The following is a 17,846-nucleotide window of genomic DNA, read 5'->3' on the forward strand; positions in this document are numbered from 1 at the left end:
AAACGAAATACATGTAAAAAGGAGGAGATTGATATGAAAAAGCTGATGACCGCCGAAGATATGACAGCCATTGTCTCGGTGACAGACCCTCAATACGCCCCGGACGGCAAGCGTGCGGCTTATGTGAAGTCACAAGCAAACAAAGAGAAAGATTCATATACTTCAAATATATGGGTATATGATGCGGAAAGCGGCGCGTCCATTCCTTGGACACATGGAGAAAAGCGGAACACTAATCCTAGATGGTCTCCTGACGGACGCCAGATTGCGTTTGTTTCTGACCGTGATGGCGATGTGTCTCAGCTTTATATAATGAGCGCTGAAGGCGGTGAGGCAAAAAAACTGACTGATATTCCGTATGGCGTGTCTCAGCCGGTATGGTCTCCGGATGGAGAGTCAGTGCTTGTCACGGTCAGCCTGGGAGATGAAGAAAGTGTTTATGATCAAGAGAAAACGGAACCCGACAGCTTTGAACCGGTTGAAGTGCATGGTTTAGCCTATAAACGGGATGGAAAAGGGCTGACGAGAGGCGCGTATGCGCAGCTTGTGCTTGTCAGCGTGAAGTCTGGTGAGGTAAAACAGCTGACTAATGAAAAAGCTGACCACTTCGATCCGGCTTTTTCTCCTGACGGCAAATCTCTCGTTTTTTCGGCTAATTTGACTGAAACGGATGATGCCAGCAAGCCGCACGATGTCTGCATGGTATCGCTGGAGACTGAAGATCTCAAGCTGATTACCTCTCATCGCGGCTCATTCGGACCCAGCTCTTTTTCGCCGGACGGAAGGTACCTTGCTTTGCTTGGGCATGAACAGGAATATCGGAATGCAACGCTAGAAAAAGCGTGGCTTTATGATATAGAGCTAGACCGCCTTACGTGTCTCACTGATATGCTGGACGTTCACTTAGCGGATGCGTTGATTGGAGACTCACTGATAGGAGGAGCTGAACAGCGCCCGGTTTGGACAAAAGACAGTCAAGGGTTTTATGTCATCGGCACAGAACAAGGCAGCACGGGAATCTATTATGTTTCTATAGAAGGACTCGTATATCCGATTCGGTTAGAAAAAGAATATATCAACAGCTTTTCCATTCATCCTGACGAACAAAGCTTTATTGCCAGTGTGACAAAGCCTGGCAGACCTAGTGAGCTATACAGCATTCCGCTTGGACAGGAAGAAAAACGGCTGACTGATGCGAATGACAAATTTGTTGACGAGCACCTCATTTCGTTACCTGAAGACATTCAATATGTGACAGAAGACGGAATGACGGTGAACGGCTGGCTGATGAAACCTGCTCATGCTGCAGAGGGCAAAAACTATCCGCTTATTCTCAATATACACGGCGGTCCGCATATGCTGTACGGGCATACATATTTTCACGAATTTCAGGTGCTGGCGGCGAAAGGATATGCAGTGGTTTATGTAAATCCAAGAGGAAGCCATGGCTACGGACAGGAATTTGTGAACGCAGTCAGAGGGGATTACGGCGGAAAAGACTATCAGGACGTGATGCAGGCAGTGGATGAGGCGATCAAAAGAGACCCGCAGATAGATGCCGAGCGGATAGGGGTCACAGGCGGAAGCTACGGAGGCTTTATGACCAACTGGATCGTGGGGCAGACAAATCGTTTTAAAGCAGCTGTCACTCAGCGTTCGATTTCAAACTGGCTCAGCTTTCACGGCGTTAGTGATATCGGCTATTTTTTCACGGACTGGCAGCTTGAGCATGACATGTTTACCGATACAGAAAAACTGTGGGACCGTTCCCCTTTAAAATATGCGGCAAACGTGGAGACGCCCCTTTTAATTCTTCATGGCGAACGTGATGACCGGTGCCCGATTGAACAGGCTGAACAGCTTTTTATCGCCTTGAAAAAAATGGACAAGGAAACCGTGCTGGTCCGTTTTCCGAAAGCGTCGCATAATTTGTCACGCAGCGGACACCCGGGACAGCGGATCAAGCGCCTGGCCTATATAAGCTCATGGTTTGACCAATATCTCTCATAAAAAAAGCCAGGCTGATCAAATATCAGCCTGGCTGCTTTATTAAAAGACTTGTTCTACTTCAATTACACCAGGCACTTCTTCAAGAAGAGCGCGTTCAATTCCGGCTTTCAGCGTAATTGTTGAACTTGGGCAGCTGCCGCACGCGCCTAGAAGACGAAGCTTAACAATACCTTCATCAACGTCTACAAGCTCACAGTCACCGCCGTCACGAAGTAAAAACGGACGAAGTTTGTCCAGTACTTCCTGCACCTGTTCTTTCATTTCAACTTCAGTCATGACATTCGCTCCTTTCGTCGTCATAAAACCATTATATTCAGTGTAACAATAAAAATCTATTGTTTGGTTTGCAGAATTGCTCCCATTATTATAGCACATTCAGACTTGAACACAAAAACGGTTTTTTTCTATAAAAACGTCTTTTGTCTCTGTATACTTAATAGAAAGAATGTAATGCAGAGAAATGGGGGCACTTATCAATGACCAAAACAGTCATGCTCAGCGTATATGGGGCAGAAACCGTTTGTGCAAGCTGTGTCAATATGCCGACGGCTAAAGATACATATGAATGGCTTGAGGCTGCGCTGAAAAGAAAATATCCGAATCAGCCTTTTGAAATCCAATACATCGACATTTACGAGCCGCCTGACGTCGAAAACGTAAAACAGCTTGCGGAAAAAATCAGAAATGACGAATATTTTTATCCGCTCGTCCTCGTAGAAAATAAAATTGTCGGAGAAGGCAATCCGAAATTGAAGGATGTATATGAGGAAATGGAGAGATACGGTTATACAGAAAACCGCTGACTTCATCAGCGGTTCTGCTATTATCCGTTATGGTGTTTGTACATCCACAGCAAGCCGGATTTCAGCAAACGCGGAACACGGCCGATCAGCGGCCGGTCAGCAACAAGTCCGAAGCCGGCTTTTTTTCCGAGTGAACCTAAAACGCCTTTCAGCTTAAACTGAGGCATTGATTCAGGAAGGGCTTCACCATTCCAGCGTTTTTGCAATATTTGGACAATCTGTTCAGCTTGAGCTTCTGCCAGCTGGGCACTCGGTGCGTGAGGAAGGCTGGCACAATCTCCGACAACGTACAGATGTTCATCACCCGGGACATTGTGATGAGGGGTTAACACGACACGGCCTTGTGCGTCCTTTTCCACATCCAAGTCTCTGACGACTTTATTCGGCTGTATGCCGGCTGTCCATACGATGGCGTCTGCGGAAATTGCGTCATCGTGGTTATACACAACGCCTTCTTCTACTCTTGTGATATTTGCCCTGTTAATAATGCGGACACCGTGCTCTTCGAACCATTTTTGCACATATTTGCTCAAACGCTCGGGAAAGCTTGATAAAATGAGATCTCCGCGGTCAAACAAAATAATGTTCAGATCGTCACGGCTTTCTCTTAATTCACTTGCAAGTTCAACGCCGCTAAGGCCTGCTCCGACAATGGCAACAGTCGCTTCGGCGCATAAGTTGTTCAGCTTTTGATAGGTTTCGCGGGACTGATCGATGGTTTGAATGCTGTAGGTGAATTCGGGCGCTCCCGGCACGTTATGATATTTATCCTCGCAGCCGAGCCCGATCACTGCGTCATCGTAAGAAATCGGTTCGCGGTCATGAAACAGCACTTGTTTTTGTGCAATATCAATTGATGAAATATCGCCGTACTCGACATCCAGGCGAGGGTGCTCTGGGAACGTCACTCTGATATGGTGGTCAGAAATTGTGCCTGCGGCAAGGGCATAATATTCTGTTTTTAAGCAGTGATAAGGATTTCTGTCAATTAACGTGATTGAAACATCATGAGGCAGCTGGTTGGGCAATAAGCGATGAAGAACACGCATGTTTCCGTAACCTCCGCCGATCAAGACCAATTTTTTCATTTGAATTCCCCTTTAACCCGAAGAGTATGATAGACACATTGATGAAAAATACGAACTTTGTAAAATAACATCTAGAATTATATCGAATTTGATCTAAAATCACAATATTAGTTTCAAAATAACCTACAAATTAGCCTTAAAATGCAAATTAGTAAAACGTTATTGCAGGAATGATATGTTACGATAATAAATTTTAATGCGTTCGTTGTCTTTGACGAATAGTGAAAAATTCGCGATAATGTTCATATGTGAGGTGAAACCGCATGAATCCAATGATTGAATTTTGTGTCAGCAATCTGGCTCACGGCTCTCAGGAAGCCCGAGCGATTTTAGAGAAAGATCCGAATCTGGATGTTCTTGAATACGGCTGTTTAAGCTATTGCGGGAAATGTATGGAATCACTATTCGCTCTAGTAAACGGAGAAGTCGTTACGGGTGAAACACCTGCTGAGCTTGTTGAGAATATATATACATTTATTGAAGAAAACCCAATGTTTTGAAGAAAAGGGCCTGTCTCAGGCCCTTTTTTATTTTGCGGTACAAAAGTACTGAAAAAATGTGTAGACATCAAAAAATATTATTGTTATCGTATAAAAGATTTGTTTTAAATAAATTTTAAGAGGTGTAGGTGTATTCATGAATGTTCTTTGGGGACTGCTCGGCGCAGTTGGGATAATCGCCATCGCGTTTTTATTTTCAGAAAAGAAAAGCAATATTAGAATAAGAACCGTCATCGTTGGTTTATGTATACAGGTGGCGTTTGGATACATCGTGTTGAAATGGGAAGCGGGACGCGCTGTTTTTTTATGGTTTTCAAGCCGTGTACAGCTTCTGATTGATTATGCGAATGAAGGCATCAGTTTCATATTTGGGCCGCTTTTAAAAGTCGGCGACAGCCCGGCGTTTGCATTAAGTGTACTGCCTGTTATCATTTTCTTCTCAGCACTGATCGCAGTTTTATATCATTTAAAAATCATGCAGCTCATTTTCCGTGTGATCGGCGGCGGATTGTCGAAGCTTCTTGGGACAAGCAAAACGGAATCTCTTGCGGCTGCTGCTAATATTTTTGTAGGGCAATCGGAATCTCCGTTAGTGATCAGGCCCCTCATTGCAGGACTGACGCGCTCTGAACTGTTTACAATTATGACGAGCGGTCTATCGGCTGTTGCGGGTTCAACTTTGTTTGGCTACGCCCTTCTCGGTATTCCGATTGAATACTTGCTCGCGGCGAGCTTCATGGCTGCTCCTGCGGGTCTGGTTTTCGGAAAATTACTCATTCCTGAAACGGAAACGCCGCAAACAGTAAAAGGCGATTTCAAAATGGATGAAGGCGAAGGAGCGGCCAATGTGATTGACGCAGCTGCAAAGGGTGCGTCAACAGGTCTGCAAATTGCGCTGAACGTTGGGGCGATGCTGCTTGCATTTGTCGCATTAATCGCCGTGGTCAACGGTATTCTCGGCGGTGTTTTCGGCTTGTTCGGTTTAAAAGATGTCACATTAGAATCTATCCTCGGCTATGTGTTTTCTCCAATCGCCTTTATGATTGGTGTGCCATGGCATGAAGCCTTGCATGCCGGAAGCTTTATCGGCCAGAAATTGGTGCTGAATGAGTTTGTCGCTTATTCTAACTTCGGTCCGCACATCGGCGAGTTTTCTAAAAAAACCGCTACGATTATCAGTTTTGCGTTATGCGGATTCGCAAATTTCTCTTCGATTGCGATTATGCTCGGTACGCTTGGCGGTTTAGCGCCAAGCCGCCGCTCAGATATCGCACGCCTCGGGTTAAAGGCTGTTCTGGCGGGAACATTAGCCAATCTGCTGAGCGCGGCTATTGCCGGCATGTTCATATAAAAGATAAAAGCTCCTTGCGTCATTGCAAGGAGCTTTTATGTATGAAAAACGGGGGATAATTGTATTGTGTCCGTTTATAATAGCTTTTATACTAAGAAAAAGAGAAAAAGTTGGAGGCATCTATGAACTCATTTCGATTTACCAAAATGCACGGACTTGGAAACAGCTATATATACGTGAATCAATTTGAAGAACAACTGCCGGAAGAACAACTGTCTGAAATAGCGGTTCAAGTGTCTTCCGTTTATACAGGGATCGGCTCCGACGGTATGATCCTCATATGTCCTTCAGATCAAGCACCTGTCAAAATGCGGATTTTTAATAATGACGGGTCTGAAGGGAAAAACTGCGGCAACGGCCTGCGCTGCGTTGCAAAATACGCGTATGAGCATAAGCTGGTTGAGGAAACATCTTTTCTGATTGAAACCCTCTCCGGGCTTGTAAAAGCGGAAGTTCAAGCTGAAAACGGAAAAGTGAATGTTGTCACTGTCGATATGGGTGAACCGCGTCTGACAAAAGCCGAGCTTCCGATGCTTGGCGGCGGTGAGGAGCAAACCATTAATGAAACAATGACATTTGGCGAAGCTGAACTAAAAGGCACCGCGGTTTCCATGGGCAATCCGCATATCGTTTTTCCGATTGCCGATATTGAACAGGCACCGCTGACGACACTGGGACCGGTGATTGAAAAAGATCCAAGATTTCCGGAAGGTGTGAATGTCGAGTTTGTGGAAACCGTGAATGAGCATGAACTGCACTTCCGCGTGTGGGAACGGGGATCAGGCATCACACAGGCTTGCGGAACAGGCGCTTGTGCAGCGGCTGTCGCATCTGTTTTAACCGGCGTATCAAGACGAAATGAAGACATTACGGTTCATTTAGCGGGCGGAGATTTGGTCATTAATTGGAAAGAGAACGGCCATGTGATGATGACAGGTCCAGCAGAGACTGTTTGTGAGGGCGTCTATTTTTTATAAAACAGCTAGTTTGAGAAATGAGCCGATCAAGTTTATAATAAAAGACAACATCCGGTTTCTAAAAGGAGGTTCACATTAATGAGCAACCCTGTAACAATTACAGAAGCAGCAGCTTTGCATATAAAAGATATGATGAAAGAGCATGAAGAAGAAAACGCGTTTCTGCGTGTCGGCGTTAAAGGCGGCGGCTGCAGCGGTCTTTCATACGGAATGGGCTTTGAGCATGAAAAAAGCGAAGCAGACAGTATGTTTGAGGAGCACGGCATTACTGTTCTCGTTGACAAAGAAAGCCTTGATATCATGAACGGCACTATTATAGACTTTAAGCAATCCATGCTTGGCGGCGGTTTTACCATCGATAATCCAAACGCCATCGCCTCATGCGGCTGCGGGTCTTCTTTCAGGACAGCGACGAATGCAGGTAAACCAGAAGAGTGCTAATAATAGAAAAAGCCAAGTCAAGCGGCGAGCCGCTGACTTGGCTTTTTTTATTTTAATACTTATCTCCATTAAAAATCGAATTCTTCACAATGACATAATCCACATTGCGGATAGCCTCCAGCTTAGTTCCGCCAGCATAAGAAATAGAAGATTGAAGATCCTGTTCCATTTCAATCAGCGTATCCATGATTGCGCCTTTATGCTCTACGTGCATTTTTTTGCCTTCGACATTTTTCTTTTCGCCTTTTTGATATTCAGAGGCTGAGCCAAAGTATTCTTTGTAGAGCTTTCCGTCTTTTTCAATGGTTTGTCCCGGTGATTCCTCGTGTCCTGCAAATAGTGAACCGATCATGACCATGGTGGCGCCGAATCGAATTGATTTTGCGATGTCGCCATGGGTGCGGATTCCGCCATCCGCGATAATCGGTTTGCTGGCGGCTTTTGCGCACCAGCGCAGCGCGGCTAATTGCCATCCGCCTGTGCCGAAACCGGTTTTAATTTTCGTTATACATACTTTTCCCGGTCCGATGCCGACTTTTGTGGCATCCGCTCCGGCATTTTCGAGCTCTCTGACCGCTTCCGGTGTTCCGACATTTCCCGCGATGACAAAGCTGTCCGGAAGATGTTTTTTGAGGTGCTGAATCATCTCAATGACGGCATTGGAATGTCCGTGAGCGATGTCGATGGTCACGTATTCAGGGATCAGATTTTCTTCTGCCAGGTGACGGACAAATACATACTCCTCATCTTTGACCCCAACGCTGATAGAAGAGAATAGGCCGCGTGCGTTCATGTCCTTTATAAAGTCAATCCGTTTTTCAGGTTCAAAGCGGTGCATCACATAAAAGTAGCCGTTTTCGGCTAATGAAACCGCAAGTTTCTCATCTATAATCGTCTGCATATTGGCAGGAACGACGGGCAATTTAAATGTACGTCCGCCTAAACGTACGGATGTATCACATTCAGAACGGCTGTTCACAATGCATTTTGCAGGAATTAGCTGAATATCTTCGTAATCAAACACATTTTCCATAGAATCCACTCCTAAATACGAATATTTATAATGAATATATACCAAATGTTCGCCTTGTATAATGTACTCTGTTTTAGGGAGGATGTCAAACGATTTATCTGATGATGGATGTGATTCAGGTGCGGAAGCTTGTCATTCACGATGAGTTTGGGTATCATAGTCTTAACGAATGGTCTCATAGAGCGGATGATAAAACGCTAATATATAAGTTCAGCACAGCTTGGTCCTTCTGCACCAGGCTTTCTTTATGACATGGACATGTGAAAGGAGCGAATGGAGATGACTCAAAACGAAGAACAAACACCGAAGTCTCAAAAGATCCAAGACCGCATTATCATGGCCACGATCTGGATTGTAGCAGCCCTTGTGATTGCGCTGGTTATCGGAACTGCGATGAATTATATAAATATCTTTAAATAAAAAAGGAGCTGTGTCATCTTGACACAAACTCCTTTTTTTATTATTTATTTTCAAAAAGACTTGTAGAGTGCAGAGGCTGTACGCGAGCTTTCGGGTCCATGTAAGCTTTCGCGTTGTTAACAGCTGTCGGTGCTTCGCCGAAGCCGCTTGCGATCAGGTTGACTTTTCCTTCGTATGTGCAAATGTCACCTGCTGCGAAGAAGCCTTCGATATTTGTTTCCATCGTTGATTTGACGACAATGGAATTTTTCTCAATTTCAAGTCCCCAGTTTTTAATCGGTCCAAGAGATGAGACGAAGCCGTAGTTGACAATTAAGTCATCGATTTCTAAAATCTCTTTGCGCTCGCCTTTCACTTCCTCAAGCACAAGCTGCTCGATTTTGTCTTCTCCGATGAGCTCTGTCGGAACAAATGGAGTCAGGACATTCACTTTAGATGCGTGAAGGTTTTCCACACTGTGCTCATGCGCGCGGAATTTATCGCGGCGGTGAACGATGGAAACTTCTTTTGCGATTGGCTCAAGCATAAGCGCCCAGTCAACCGCTGAATCTCCTCCGCCCAGAATCGCAACGCGTCTGCCGGCGAATTTTTGTAAATCATCAACGAAGTAGTGAAGGTTTTTGCCTTCGTATTGTTCGGCTGTTTCAAGCTCGAGCTTTCTTGGTTTGAATGCGCCGTTTCCTGCAGTGATGATGACCGTTTTAGAGTAATGGGTTTCTTCGTTTGTCACAAGCTTAAACACGCCGTCTGCTTGTTTTTCAACAGATTCAACCGCTTGCTCTAAACAAATGGTTTGGTCGAATTTCGCCATTTGCTCTTTTAAGTTGTTCACTAGCTCTTGGGCGCGGATTTTCGGGAATCCTGCTACGTCATATATATATTTCTCAGGGTACAGGGCACTAAGCTGTCCGCCAAGCTGAGGCAGGCTTTCGATAATTTTGACGCTTGCCTGTCTCATGCCTCCGTAAAAAGCGGTGAATAAGCCGACCGGTCCCCCGCCTATAATTGTAATATCATAAACCTTTGTATCCTCTCGCATACGAAAATTGCCTCCTAAATGAAAATTGTTATTAATTATACCATATTGCTCTTAAAATTGACGAGTCAGCAGAAAAATTTGCGAGTGCATTGTATGCGCATTCATTCTTGATCATATGCCCGCGGGCCGATACGATAAGAAAAAAATGAATTCATCTTTTTTCTGAATGTTTCATGAACCAGCCGGATACACATGATAGTAGTGCTATGGGTGTGGACTTCACAAAAAACTTTTCAATATATTTCATAAAATCCTGCCAATAAGCTGAAGATAACACAAATGATGATTTTTATATGCGTCTAACAGCAAAAAAAAGAGAAGGTGGATGTGATGGCATTGAATAAGCCCAAAATCGTGATTTTAGGTGCAGGTTATGGCGGATTGATGACAGTGACAAGGCTGACGAAGCATGTCGGTCCGAATGATGCTGATATTACGCTTGTGAATAAACACAATTATCATTACGAAACGACATGGATGCACGAAGCGAGCGCCGGTACGCTCCATCATGACCGCTGCCGTTATCAGATAAAAGATGTAATCAACCAGTCACGTGTCAATTTTGTACAGGATACCGTGAAGGCAATCAAAATAGACGAGAAGAAAGTTGTGCTTGCCAATGGAGAGCTGCAGTACGATTATTTAGTTATCGGCCTCGGAGCGGTACCTGAAACGTTCGGCATTAAAGGCTTAAAAGAATTTGCGTTTCCGATCGCCAATATCAATACATCTCGAGTGCTTCGGGAACATATTGAGCTGCAATTTGCGACTTACAACATCGAAGCTGAAAAAAGGCCGGACAGGTTAACAATCGTTGTCGGGGGAGCCGGGTTTACGGGTATTGAATTTCTTGGCGAACTGGCTGCCCGCGTGCCGGAGCTCTGCAAGGAGTATGACGTTGACAGAAGCCTTGTACGCATTATCTGCGTAGAAGCAGCGCCGACCGTATTGCCGGGCTTTGATCCCGAGCTTGTCGATTATGCTGTTCACTATCTTGAGGAGAATGGCGTTGAGTTTAAAATCGGCACGGCGGTTCAAGAGTGTACCTCAGAAGGAGTCACAGTCGGCAAAAAAGATGAGGAGCCCGAGCAAATCAAATCGCAAACGGTGGTGTGGGCGGCAGGTGTCCGCGGACATCCGATTGTGGAAGAAGCCGGCTTTGAAAATATGCGCGGCCGGGTGAAAGTCAATCCTGATCTTCGCGCGCCCGGACATGACAACGTGTTTATTCTCGGCGACAGCTCGCTGTTTATCAATGAAGACACTGACCGTCCTTATCCGCCGACCGCCCAAATCGCGATGCAGCAAGGGACTACGGTCGCTAAAAACATTGCAAAACTCATTAAGGGCGGCGAGCTTGAAGAATTCAAACCTGATATAAAAGGAACGGTGGCTTCTCTCGGCGAGCATAATGCGGTCGGAGTCGTGTACGGAAGAAAACTGAAAGGCACGCCGGCTTCTTTTATGAAAAAAGTCATCGATAACCGTTCGCTGTTTTTAATCGGCGGACTCGGACTCACACTGAAAAAAGGCAAGTTTAAGTTTTTCTAAAAACCCGCTCTCCGCGGGTTTTGTTTTATTAAAAAACGCCAAAATAAAAAGAGAACAAGAGGAAAATAAAAATGTTTCCGCTTACATCAAAAGATTTGTCACATGATCTGACTTTATCATTGACAGCTTGGTATGATATTATTATCTGAAAATTAAGAAAAAGGTGATGCTAAGATGAAAACCGCAACGACAACCGCTTCACAGGCATGCCCGTTTTGCTCAGGGAAAGGGTATTTTCAATTAATCCTCGGCGGTTCAGAAACTTGTCCGTCATGTCAGGGGACAGGTAAAGACAGTCATTCATTTTCCAGCCGTTGACTTTTTAAAAGCCCCCGCGGTACACTAAAAGTAACGCAGGGGGTGGGGGTTTTGATTAGTCTGCCAGTCGTTATCATCTCAATTGTTTTATTTTTTGTTTTGTTTTTTGGAATCGGTTTCTTATTAAACATGCTGCTGAGAATGTCCTGGATTATGGCTGTGATTTATCCGATTGTATGCCTTTTTATAATCAGCAAGGAAAAGCTGATCAGCTATATCCAATCGCCAGGCGAATCCTTTGCCAGCCTGTTTCAGAGAATCGTATCGTTAGCTGCTGCAGATGTATTGATTTTAGCCAGCGGTCTGGCCGGCGCCATTGTCTCAGGCATAGCGATCAACATGCTCAGAAAAAGAGGATATCAGATGTTTTAATGCCGCTTTCTTTCTAAAGAAAGCTTTTTTTTGTGCCTTCAGCGCATTCACCGTTTTGAATATTGCTCCCGCTATTTGGGAACAATGATTCGGAGGAGAGGTGAATAATGTTGAAAATGATCAGACATTTGCTGATGGCCTGTTTATTTCTGCTCGCGTTTGCCACGACATATTTAGCCATATCAGGAGTAGAGGCGAAGGACTTATCAAAATGGGTACAAGAAAATAATGAGAAGCACTCGAAGAATACAGGGCTGACATTAAAAGCATTGCAGCAGAAAAACGAAAAAACGATGTCCGCTGCAGCCAAAGCAAAAGACAAACCATTGGAAGAAGCCTTTGACTGGAACCAGTATCCAGCGCGAAAAGTAACGGCTACAGGCTATACAGCGGGAGTCGAATCGACGGGTAAAAAACCTGGTGATCCATTATACGGGCTTACATATTCAGGTGTTAAAGTGAAAAGAGATTTATACTCTACGGTTGCCGCCGATCCATCCGTTTTTCCGATCGGCACCATTTTATTCATCCCGAACTATGGTTTGGGCGTCGTTGCGGACACAGGATCGGCCATCAAGGGAAACCGCATTGATCTGTACTTTGAAACCGTTCATGATGTCTACAATGAATGGGGCAAAAAAACCCTGGACGTGTATGTTATTAAGAAGGGGACCGGAAAAGTCACTGAGGATGAACTGGTAAAGCTTAATGAAACAAAATCATTGCAGGTGTTCAGAAATCAATACAAAACAGTGAAAGAATAAAACGCTCCAGCTGCGGCTGAAGCGTTATTTTTTTACAGAAAAAAGTATGCCAGTGCCAGTGTTAATAAAATTCCTGTCAATCCGCCAAAAAAGACCTCGATTGGCTGATGGCCGAGAAGCTCTTTCAGCTTTTTTTGTTTTTCTTTCTCTTCGGCTTTCGGGAAATCTTTTGCTTCATTCACAAAACGGTTAAAATCAATCACAAGTTTATTAATGACTGTTGCCTGCTCGCCGGCATGACGTCTGACACCGGTTGCGTCAAACATGGTAATGACGGCGAAAATGGCTGAAACCGCAAAGAGAGAGGAACCTAATCCATGCTCTAAGGCTACGCCGGTAGAGAGCGCCGTAACAGCTGCGGAGTGGGAACTTGGCATGCCGCCTGTGCTTGTTACCAGCGACCAGTCCAGTTTTCTGGATACGATAAATTGTATCGGCACTTTAATGACTTGTGCAAAGATGATGGCAACAAGGCTTGATAATAAAGGGAAATTCATAAAAAGTTCCATAGGCGACATCCTTTCTATATAAAAATCTTTCGTGTTACAAATGAAAAAAGCAGGTCTTTGTCTGTTGTTTGATAAAATAAATGTAAGGAAAGAATGTTTTTCCTATTATACCATTGTTCATTACAAATACCCATTACGTTAGGAGTGTAAGCCTTATGTTTTATGCGGTTCAACAATTAGAGCATACTGAAACCCTAGTGGTCGGACTTTTTCAAAAAAGCCAGCTGACAGGCAAAGCAAAGGAAATTGATGAAAAACTGGAAGGCCATCTGACTCAGCTTCTGAAAGACGGTGATGTCTCTGCCAAACGGAATCAAGTATCAAAAGTATTCCCTCCGTCCTCCGCTGGTATGAAACGTATTTATTTCGTCGGTTTGGGAAGAGAGGCGAATTATTCATTTGAAGAGGCGAAGGAAAGCTTTGCCCATGTTTTTCAAGCCATTCATAAAGACAGAAAACAAGAGGCTGCCGTACTGCTTGACACATTTATTTGTGAAGAAGTTCCCGCAGCGGATGCCGCTCACGCATTAGCTGAGAGCTGCCTGCTTGCTTCTTATGAGGTGCAGGATTATAAGCACAAATCAAATGAGCCGGATAAACAGCTTGAATCCATCTATGCCGTCACAGATGAAGATACACAAGAAGTGCAGGCCGGTCTTCTTGTCGGCCGGGCATACGGGCAGGGCACAAATTCGGCGAGAACGCTTGTTAATATGCCGGGAAATATGCTGACAGCAACTGACTTGGCTTCTTATGCGTCCGAGCTTGCGGCGAAGTATGATTTTGAGTGTGAAATATTGGAGAAATCGGATATGGAAGAGCTCGGTATGGGCGCAATCCTTGCGGTAAACCAAGGCTCTGCCGAACCGCCCAAAATGATTGTCTTGAAGTATCAGGGCAAAAAGGAATGGGAAAACGTTATCGGGCTTGTCGGAAAAGGAATTACCTTTGACACAGGCGGTTACTCTATTAAAACGAAAACAGGAATTGTCGGCATGAAATCCGATATGGGAGGAGCGGCAGCGGTCCTTGGCGCAATGGAAACGATCGGCGAGCTTCGTCCGGAGCAAAATGTGCTGGCTGTCATTCCGTCAACCGACAACATGGTTTCAGGCGGAGCGATGAAGCCTGACGATGTCATCGTGTCATTAAGCGGAAAAACAATTGAAATCCTTAACACGGATGCAGAAGGAAGGCTTGTGCTTGCAGACGGCCTTACATATGCAAAACAGCATGGCGCGTCTGTACTTGTTGATGTGGCAACGCTCACCGGCGGCGTTGTTGTGGCATTGGGCACAGAAACAACCGGCGCCATGACAAATAACGAGAGCTTTTATCAGCGGGTGGCTGAAGCTGCGGAAGAGTGCGGTGAGGCCATCTGGCAGCTGCCGATTACAGAAAAGGATAAAAAACGTGTGAAAAACAGCCAAATGGCGGATTTAAACAATTCACCGGGACGGGAAGGCCATGCCATTATGGCAGGAACGTTTCTAGGTGAGTTTGCTGAAACGACTCCTTGGGTCCATCTTGATATTGCAGGCACAGCAACTTCAAGTAAAGCAAGCTGCTTCGGTCCGTCCGGTGCAACCGGCGTCATGGCAAGAACACTGGCTACGCTGGCAGAAAGATTCACAGCGGAAGAAGACGCAAAAGCATAATAAATATAGCCCTGCTGCGATTTCGCGGCAGGGTTTTTTTCTCCAAAATCTTTAGTTGACTAAAGTATCATGAATATGATACGATACGTTCGTACTTTATTTATCTACTACATTAGCAAACTAAAGGATTTTTGGAGGGGTATCATGAATGCAGTCGTTATCGCAGTGCTGCTTATGCTTGTCTTAAGTCTTCTGCGTGTCAATATAGTTATTGCTTTAATCATAGGTGCTTTGGCCGGCGGCTTAACAGGAGGACTCGGCCTGGGTGAAACGGTTAAAGCCTTTACAGAAGGGCTCGGCGGAAATGCCACCGTTGCAGTCAGCTACGCTATGCTTGGTGCGTTTGCTGCGGCTTTAACGAAAACAGGTCTTCCGGATGCTATGGTGGAAGCTTCTGTGAAATTAATTGGAAACAAAGAAGATACTCGAAAAAAGGCACTGTCTAAAGTGCTTATCGTACTGATTATTTTAATCGTAGCTTGTTTTTCACAAAACGTGGTACCGGTTCACATCGCATTTATTCCTGTGCTGATACCGCCGCTTTTGAAAATCTTTAATGAGCTTGAAATGGACCGCAGGCTGATTGCGTGTGTGATTACGTTCGGCTTAACGGCTCCTTATATTGTACTGCCTGTTGGCTTCGGCCAGATATTCCAAGGCATGCTGAAGGACAACATGGCCGATGCGGGTTTAAACGTTCCGCTTGGCGATATCCCGTACGCGCTGATTATACCGGTTGCAGGCATGGTTGTCGGTTTGATTTTATCGGTAATCGTTTATCGCAAACCAAAAGTGTATGAAACAAAAGAAATTTCAGGTGTAAAAGCATCTCCATATACGAAAAAAAGCTTGGGAATCGCGGTCCTCGCCATTTTAGTGTCACTCGGCGTCCAGCTTTATTTATCGCAGACATTGGGAGTAGAAGGGATGATTATGGGGGCGCTGGCCGGCCTGATTATCCTGTTTGTCAGCGGTGTAATGAAACGTGACGAAGCGGATTCATTGATTACTGACGGTATGGTATTAATGGCCTTTATCGGATTTGTTATGCTTGTTGCAGCCGGTTTCTCAAATGTATTGACAAAAACCGGAGATGTCGAGTCATTGGTCAAAACATCAGCTGGTATTATCGGGCACAGTCAGTCGCTGGGTGCATTGCTGATGCTGCTGGTCGGCCTGTTGATTACAATGGGAATCGGCTCATCTTTTGCAACGATTCCGGTGATCACAACGATCTTTGTGCCTCTATGTATGCAGCTCGGATTCAGCCCGATGGCAACGATTGCGATTATCGGAGCGGCTGCCGCGCTTGGCGACGCCGGTTCACCTGCCAGCGACAGTACACTTGGCCCGACTTCAGGTCTGAGTGCGGACGGACAGCATCACCACATTTGGGACACTTGTGTGCCGACATTTATCTTTTATAACATTCCGCTTGTTATTTTTGGCTGGATTGCGGCCCTTGTCTTATAGAAAAAAGGCTCTCCTTAACGGGAGAGCCTTTTTTGTTTATCATTTCAAAAAACCGTCCATCGGAACGGTTTTTAAGTGGACGATATTTGATGTCTGTTAAAGCCGGTTGCTTTATGAATAGAGCGGTAGATCGCAGGTGCGATAAACGTCAGCAGCACAGCCAGTGCCGTGTCTTTTACCATAAACCAAGTCATAAAGCCCCAAGCCGTGCCGTAGCTCACCGGTGTATGAATCCACAGCTTCAGCGCAAGATACATATAGGTGGTGCCGATGATATACATAATGGCCGTTCCGATAAGAGAAGCAATCAGAAAACGGATTTTACTTGGCTGAATTTTGCGTTCTAATAACCATCCAGCTGCGAATGCTGCAGGAATATATGAGATAATGAAGCCGCCGCTTTTACCTGCAAATGGTGCGAAGCCCGCGGAAAACTGAGCGAACACTGGTGCCCCGGCCAATCCGACAAGCGCATATACAAGCATCGCGATAGCAGCGCGTTTGCTGCCGAGAAGCAAAGCCGCCAAGAGGCAGAAAAACGGCTGCATCGACAGCGGAATGCCGGCAACTTGCAAAAAGGGCGCGACTGATGTAATGTTGGCGCCGACAGCCATAAGTGCGGCGAACATGCCGATCAGCGCCATATCACCCGCACGAAGTTTAGGTTGTTTCATCGTTGTTCCCCCTTAGGTTTACATACACAATCATAGAATAATAAAGATCTGAATGATTGTCAACATAAATATAATTTAGGTTAACAAAAGGAGGATTTGCATGTATTTCGGAAAAATAAAACAGGCAGATCAGTCAGGAAGAGTGCCGCCCAATCAAAATGTGACGACTTCGTTTCCTGTGCTTCATACGGGGAACGTTCCGTATTATGAGGATATGACAAAGTGGAATCTGCAAGTATACGGATTGGTTGATCACCCGATGCTTTTAAGCTTTGAAGATATAAAAGCCTTTCCTCAGTGCGAATCAGAAAATGACATTCATTGCGTGACAGGCTGGTCGCGGCTTGATAACGTTTGGCAGGGGGTAAGGACAAGGGATATTGCGGAGAAAGCCGGGGTAAAAGAAGAGGCGGGCTATGTCATTTTACACGCGGAAGAGGGCTGGACGACAAATCTGCCGCTCGATGACTTTTTGGCTGAAACATCACTGCTCGCTTATGCGCATAACGGCGAACCTTTAACGCCTGAACACGGCTTCCCGCTGCGAGGGGTGTTTCCTCATTTGTATTTTTGGAAAAGCGCTAAGTGGCTGCGCGGCATCCAATTTACGAAAGAAAATCATCCTGGTTTTTGGGAGCAGAACGGCTATCATATGAGAGGCGACCCTTGGCAGAATCAGAGATTTACATGGGATTAAGGTTCTAGTAAACGTAGGATAATCAGCATCTTTTTCAGGATTTTATTTCCATATTGCTAGTCATCAGGTACCTTATTTAGATAAGGTGCCCTTTTTATTAAGGAAAAAGTTGACTTTGTTTGCCAGAAAACCTATTATTTGAGTTGTCTAGTTGATAGTGAAAATCAT

The 17,846-nt window shown here is 45.1% G+C and carries 20 protein-coding genes; 14 read left to right on the plus strand and 6 right to left on the minus strand.

The window, feature by feature from the left end:
• Positions 1-33: 33 nt before the first annotated feature.
• The gene (locus ACQVGS_RS04950) at positions 34-2,010 is read left to right on the plus strand and encodes a S9 family peptidase (protein ID WP_106019498.1); all 1,977 of its coding nucleotides are present in this window, start codon (positions 34-36) and stop codon (positions 2,008-2,010) included.
• Between the two features lie 39 nt (positions 2,011-2,049).
• Here the strand turns inward: ACQVGS_RS04950 and ACQVGS_RS04955 are convergent, their stop codons facing one another.
• Positions 2,050-2,385: a NifU family protein gene (locus tag ACQVGS_RS04955; RefSeq protein ID WP_174754433.1), complete on the minus strand. Its 336-nt coding sequence runs from the start codon at positions 2,383-2,385 to the stop codon at positions 2,050-2,052.
• A 101-nt stretch (positions 2,386-2,486) separates the two neighbouring features.
• Here ACQVGS_RS04955 and ACQVGS_RS04960 point away from each other — a divergent pair, with 101 nt between their 5' ends.
• Positions 2,487-2,813 carry a YuzD family protein gene (locus ACQVGS_RS04960; RefSeq protein WP_024122724.1) on the plus strand — a complete coding sequence of 109 codons (327 nt, stop codon included), beginning with the start codon at positions 2,487-2,489 and terminating at the stop codon, positions 2,811-2,813.
• Between the two features lie 20 nt (positions 2,814-2,833).
• On the opposite strand, the gene ACQVGS_RS04965 is transcribed toward ACQVGS_RS04960, so the two are convergent.
• On the minus strand, positions 2,834-3,901 hold the full coding sequence (locus tag ACQVGS_RS04965) for an NAD(P)/FAD-dependent oxidoreductase (protein ID WP_024122723.1): 1,068 nt from the start codon (positions 3,899-3,901) through the stop codon (positions 2,834-2,836).
• Between the two features lie 263 nt (positions 3,902-4,164).
• Here ACQVGS_RS04965 and ACQVGS_RS04970 point away from each other — a divergent pair, with 263 nt between their 5' ends.
• The 4 genes from ACQVGS_RS04970 to ACQVGS_RS04985 all read left to right on the plus strand — a co-directional run bounded on the left by ACQVGS_RS04970 (position 4,165) and on the right by ACQVGS_RS04985 (position 7,170).
• Positions 4,165-4,401: a YuzB family protein gene (locus ACQVGS_RS04970; RefSeq protein ID WP_010331736.1), complete on the plus strand. Its 237-nt coding sequence runs from the start codon at positions 4,165-4,167 to the stop codon at positions 4,399-4,401.
• Between the two features lie 136 nt (positions 4,402-4,537).
• Complete coding sequence (locus ACQVGS_RS04975; protein WP_103671357.1) at positions 4,538-5,752, plus strand: NupC/NupG family nucleoside CNT transporter; 1,215 nt, start codon at positions 4,538-4,540, stop codon at positions 5,750-5,752.
• Between the two features lie 122 nt (positions 5,753-5,874).
• Positions 5,875-6,729, plus strand: coding sequence for a diaminopimelate epimerase (dapF, locus tag ACQVGS_RS04980; RefSeq protein WP_487446321.1), 855 nt, complete (start codon positions 5,875-5,877; stop codon positions 6,727-6,729).
• A gap of 78 nt (positions 6,730-6,807) precedes the next feature.
• Complete coding sequence (locus ACQVGS_RS04985) at positions 6,808-7,170, plus strand: HesB/IscA family protein (protein WP_010331733.1); 363 nt, start codon at positions 6,808-6,810, stop codon at positions 7,168-7,170.
• Between the two features lie 52 nt (positions 7,171-7,222).
• On the opposite strand, the gene guaC is transcribed toward ACQVGS_RS04985, so the two are convergent.
• Positions 7,223-8,203: a GMP reductase gene (gene guaC, locus ACQVGS_RS04990; RefSeq protein WP_487446320.1), complete on the minus strand. Its 981-nt coding sequence runs from the start codon at positions 8,201-8,203 to the stop codon at positions 7,223-7,225.
• A 279-nt stretch (positions 8,204-8,482) separates the two neighbouring features.
• Here guaC and ACQVGS_RS04995 point away from each other — a divergent pair, with 279 nt between their 5' ends.
• Entirely contained in the window at positions 8,483-8,623 is a 141-nt protein-coding gene (locus ACQVGS_RS04995) for a hypothetical protein (RefSeq protein WP_106019495.1), read from the plus strand.
• Positions 8,624-8,663: 40 nt separating this feature from the next.
• Here ACQVGS_RS04995 and yumC read toward each other — a convergent pair whose 3' ends face one another.
• Positions 8,664-9,662: a ferredoxin--NADP reductase 2 gene (gene yumC, locus ACQVGS_RS05000; protein WP_024122718.1), complete on the minus strand. Its 999-nt coding sequence runs from the start codon at positions 9,660-9,662 to the stop codon at positions 8,664-8,666.
• A gap of 330 nt (positions 9,663-9,992) precedes the next feature.
• On the opposite strand from yumC, the gene ACQVGS_RS05005 reads away from it, so the two are divergent.
• The 4 genes from ACQVGS_RS05005 to spsC all read left to right on the plus strand — a co-directional run bounded on the left by ACQVGS_RS05005 (position 9,993) and on the right by spsC (position 12,667).
• A complete protein-coding gene (locus ACQVGS_RS05005) occupies positions 9,993-11,213 on the plus strand; it encodes an NAD(P)/FAD-dependent oxidoreductase (RefSeq protein WP_049809958.1) in 1,221 nt (406 codons plus the stop codon).
• 174 nt (positions 11,214-11,387) lie between these two features.
• On the plus strand, positions 11,388-11,531 hold the full coding sequence (locus ACQVGS_RS05010) for a YuiA family protein (RefSeq protein WP_024122716.1): 144 nt from the start codon (positions 11,388-11,390) through the stop codon (positions 11,529-11,531).
• Positions 11,532-11,582: 51 nt separating this feature from the next.
• A complete protein-coding gene (locus tag ACQVGS_RS05015) occupies positions 11,583-11,903 on the plus strand; it encodes a YuiB family protein (RefSeq protein WP_024122715.1) in 321 nt (106 codons plus the stop codon).
• 104 nt (positions 11,904-12,007) lie between these two features.
• Positions 12,008-12,667: a stationary phase survival protein SpsC gene (gene spsC / locus ACQVGS_RS05020; protein WP_106019494.1), complete on the plus strand. Its 660-nt coding sequence runs from the start codon at positions 12,008-12,010 to the stop codon at positions 12,665-12,667.
• Positions 12,668-12,699: 32 nt separating this feature from the next.
• On the opposite strand, the gene ACQVGS_RS05025 is transcribed toward spsC, so the two are convergent.
• Positions 12,700-13,176 carry a divergent PAP2 family protein gene (locus ACQVGS_RS05025; RefSeq protein WP_106019493.1) on the minus strand — a complete coding sequence of 159 codons (477 nt, stop codon included), beginning with the start codon at positions 13,174-13,176 and terminating at the stop codon, positions 12,700-12,702.
• 155 nt (positions 13,177-13,331) lie between these two features.
• Here ACQVGS_RS05025 and ACQVGS_RS05030 point away from each other — a divergent pair, with 155 nt between their 5' ends.
• Positions 13,332-14,834, plus strand: coding sequence for a leucyl aminopeptidase (locus tag ACQVGS_RS05030; protein ID WP_095713992.1), 1,503 nt, complete (start codon positions 13,332-13,334; stop codon positions 14,832-14,834).
• 144 nt (positions 14,835-14,978) lie between these two features.
• Positions 14,979-16,307, plus strand: a complete 1,329-nt coding sequence (locus tag ACQVGS_RS05035) for a Na+/H+ antiporter family protein (protein ID WP_127696521.1) — start codon at positions 14,979-14,981, stop codon at positions 16,305-16,307.
• A 71-nt stretch (positions 16,308-16,378) separates the two neighbouring features.
• Here the strand turns inward: ACQVGS_RS05035 and ACQVGS_RS05040 are convergent, their stop codons facing one another.
• Positions 16,379-16,981 (minus strand): biotin transporter BioY, encoded by a 603-nt coding sequence (locus ACQVGS_RS05040; RefSeq protein WP_024122710.1) that lies wholly within the window; start codon positions 16,979-16,981, stop codon positions 16,379-16,381.
• Between the two features lie 100 nt (positions 16,982-17,081).
• Between ACQVGS_RS05040 and ACQVGS_RS05045 the strand changes: the two genes are divergently transcribed.
• The gene (locus ACQVGS_RS05045) at positions 17,082-17,678 is read left to right on the plus strand and encodes a sulfite oxidase-like oxidoreductase (protein ID WP_095713990.1); all 597 of its coding nucleotides are present in this window, start codon (positions 17,082-17,084) and stop codon (positions 17,676-17,678) included.
• The last annotated feature ends 168 nt before the right edge of the window (positions 17,679-17,846 follow it).

Source organism: Bacillus sp. SD127, assembly GCF_058566445.1.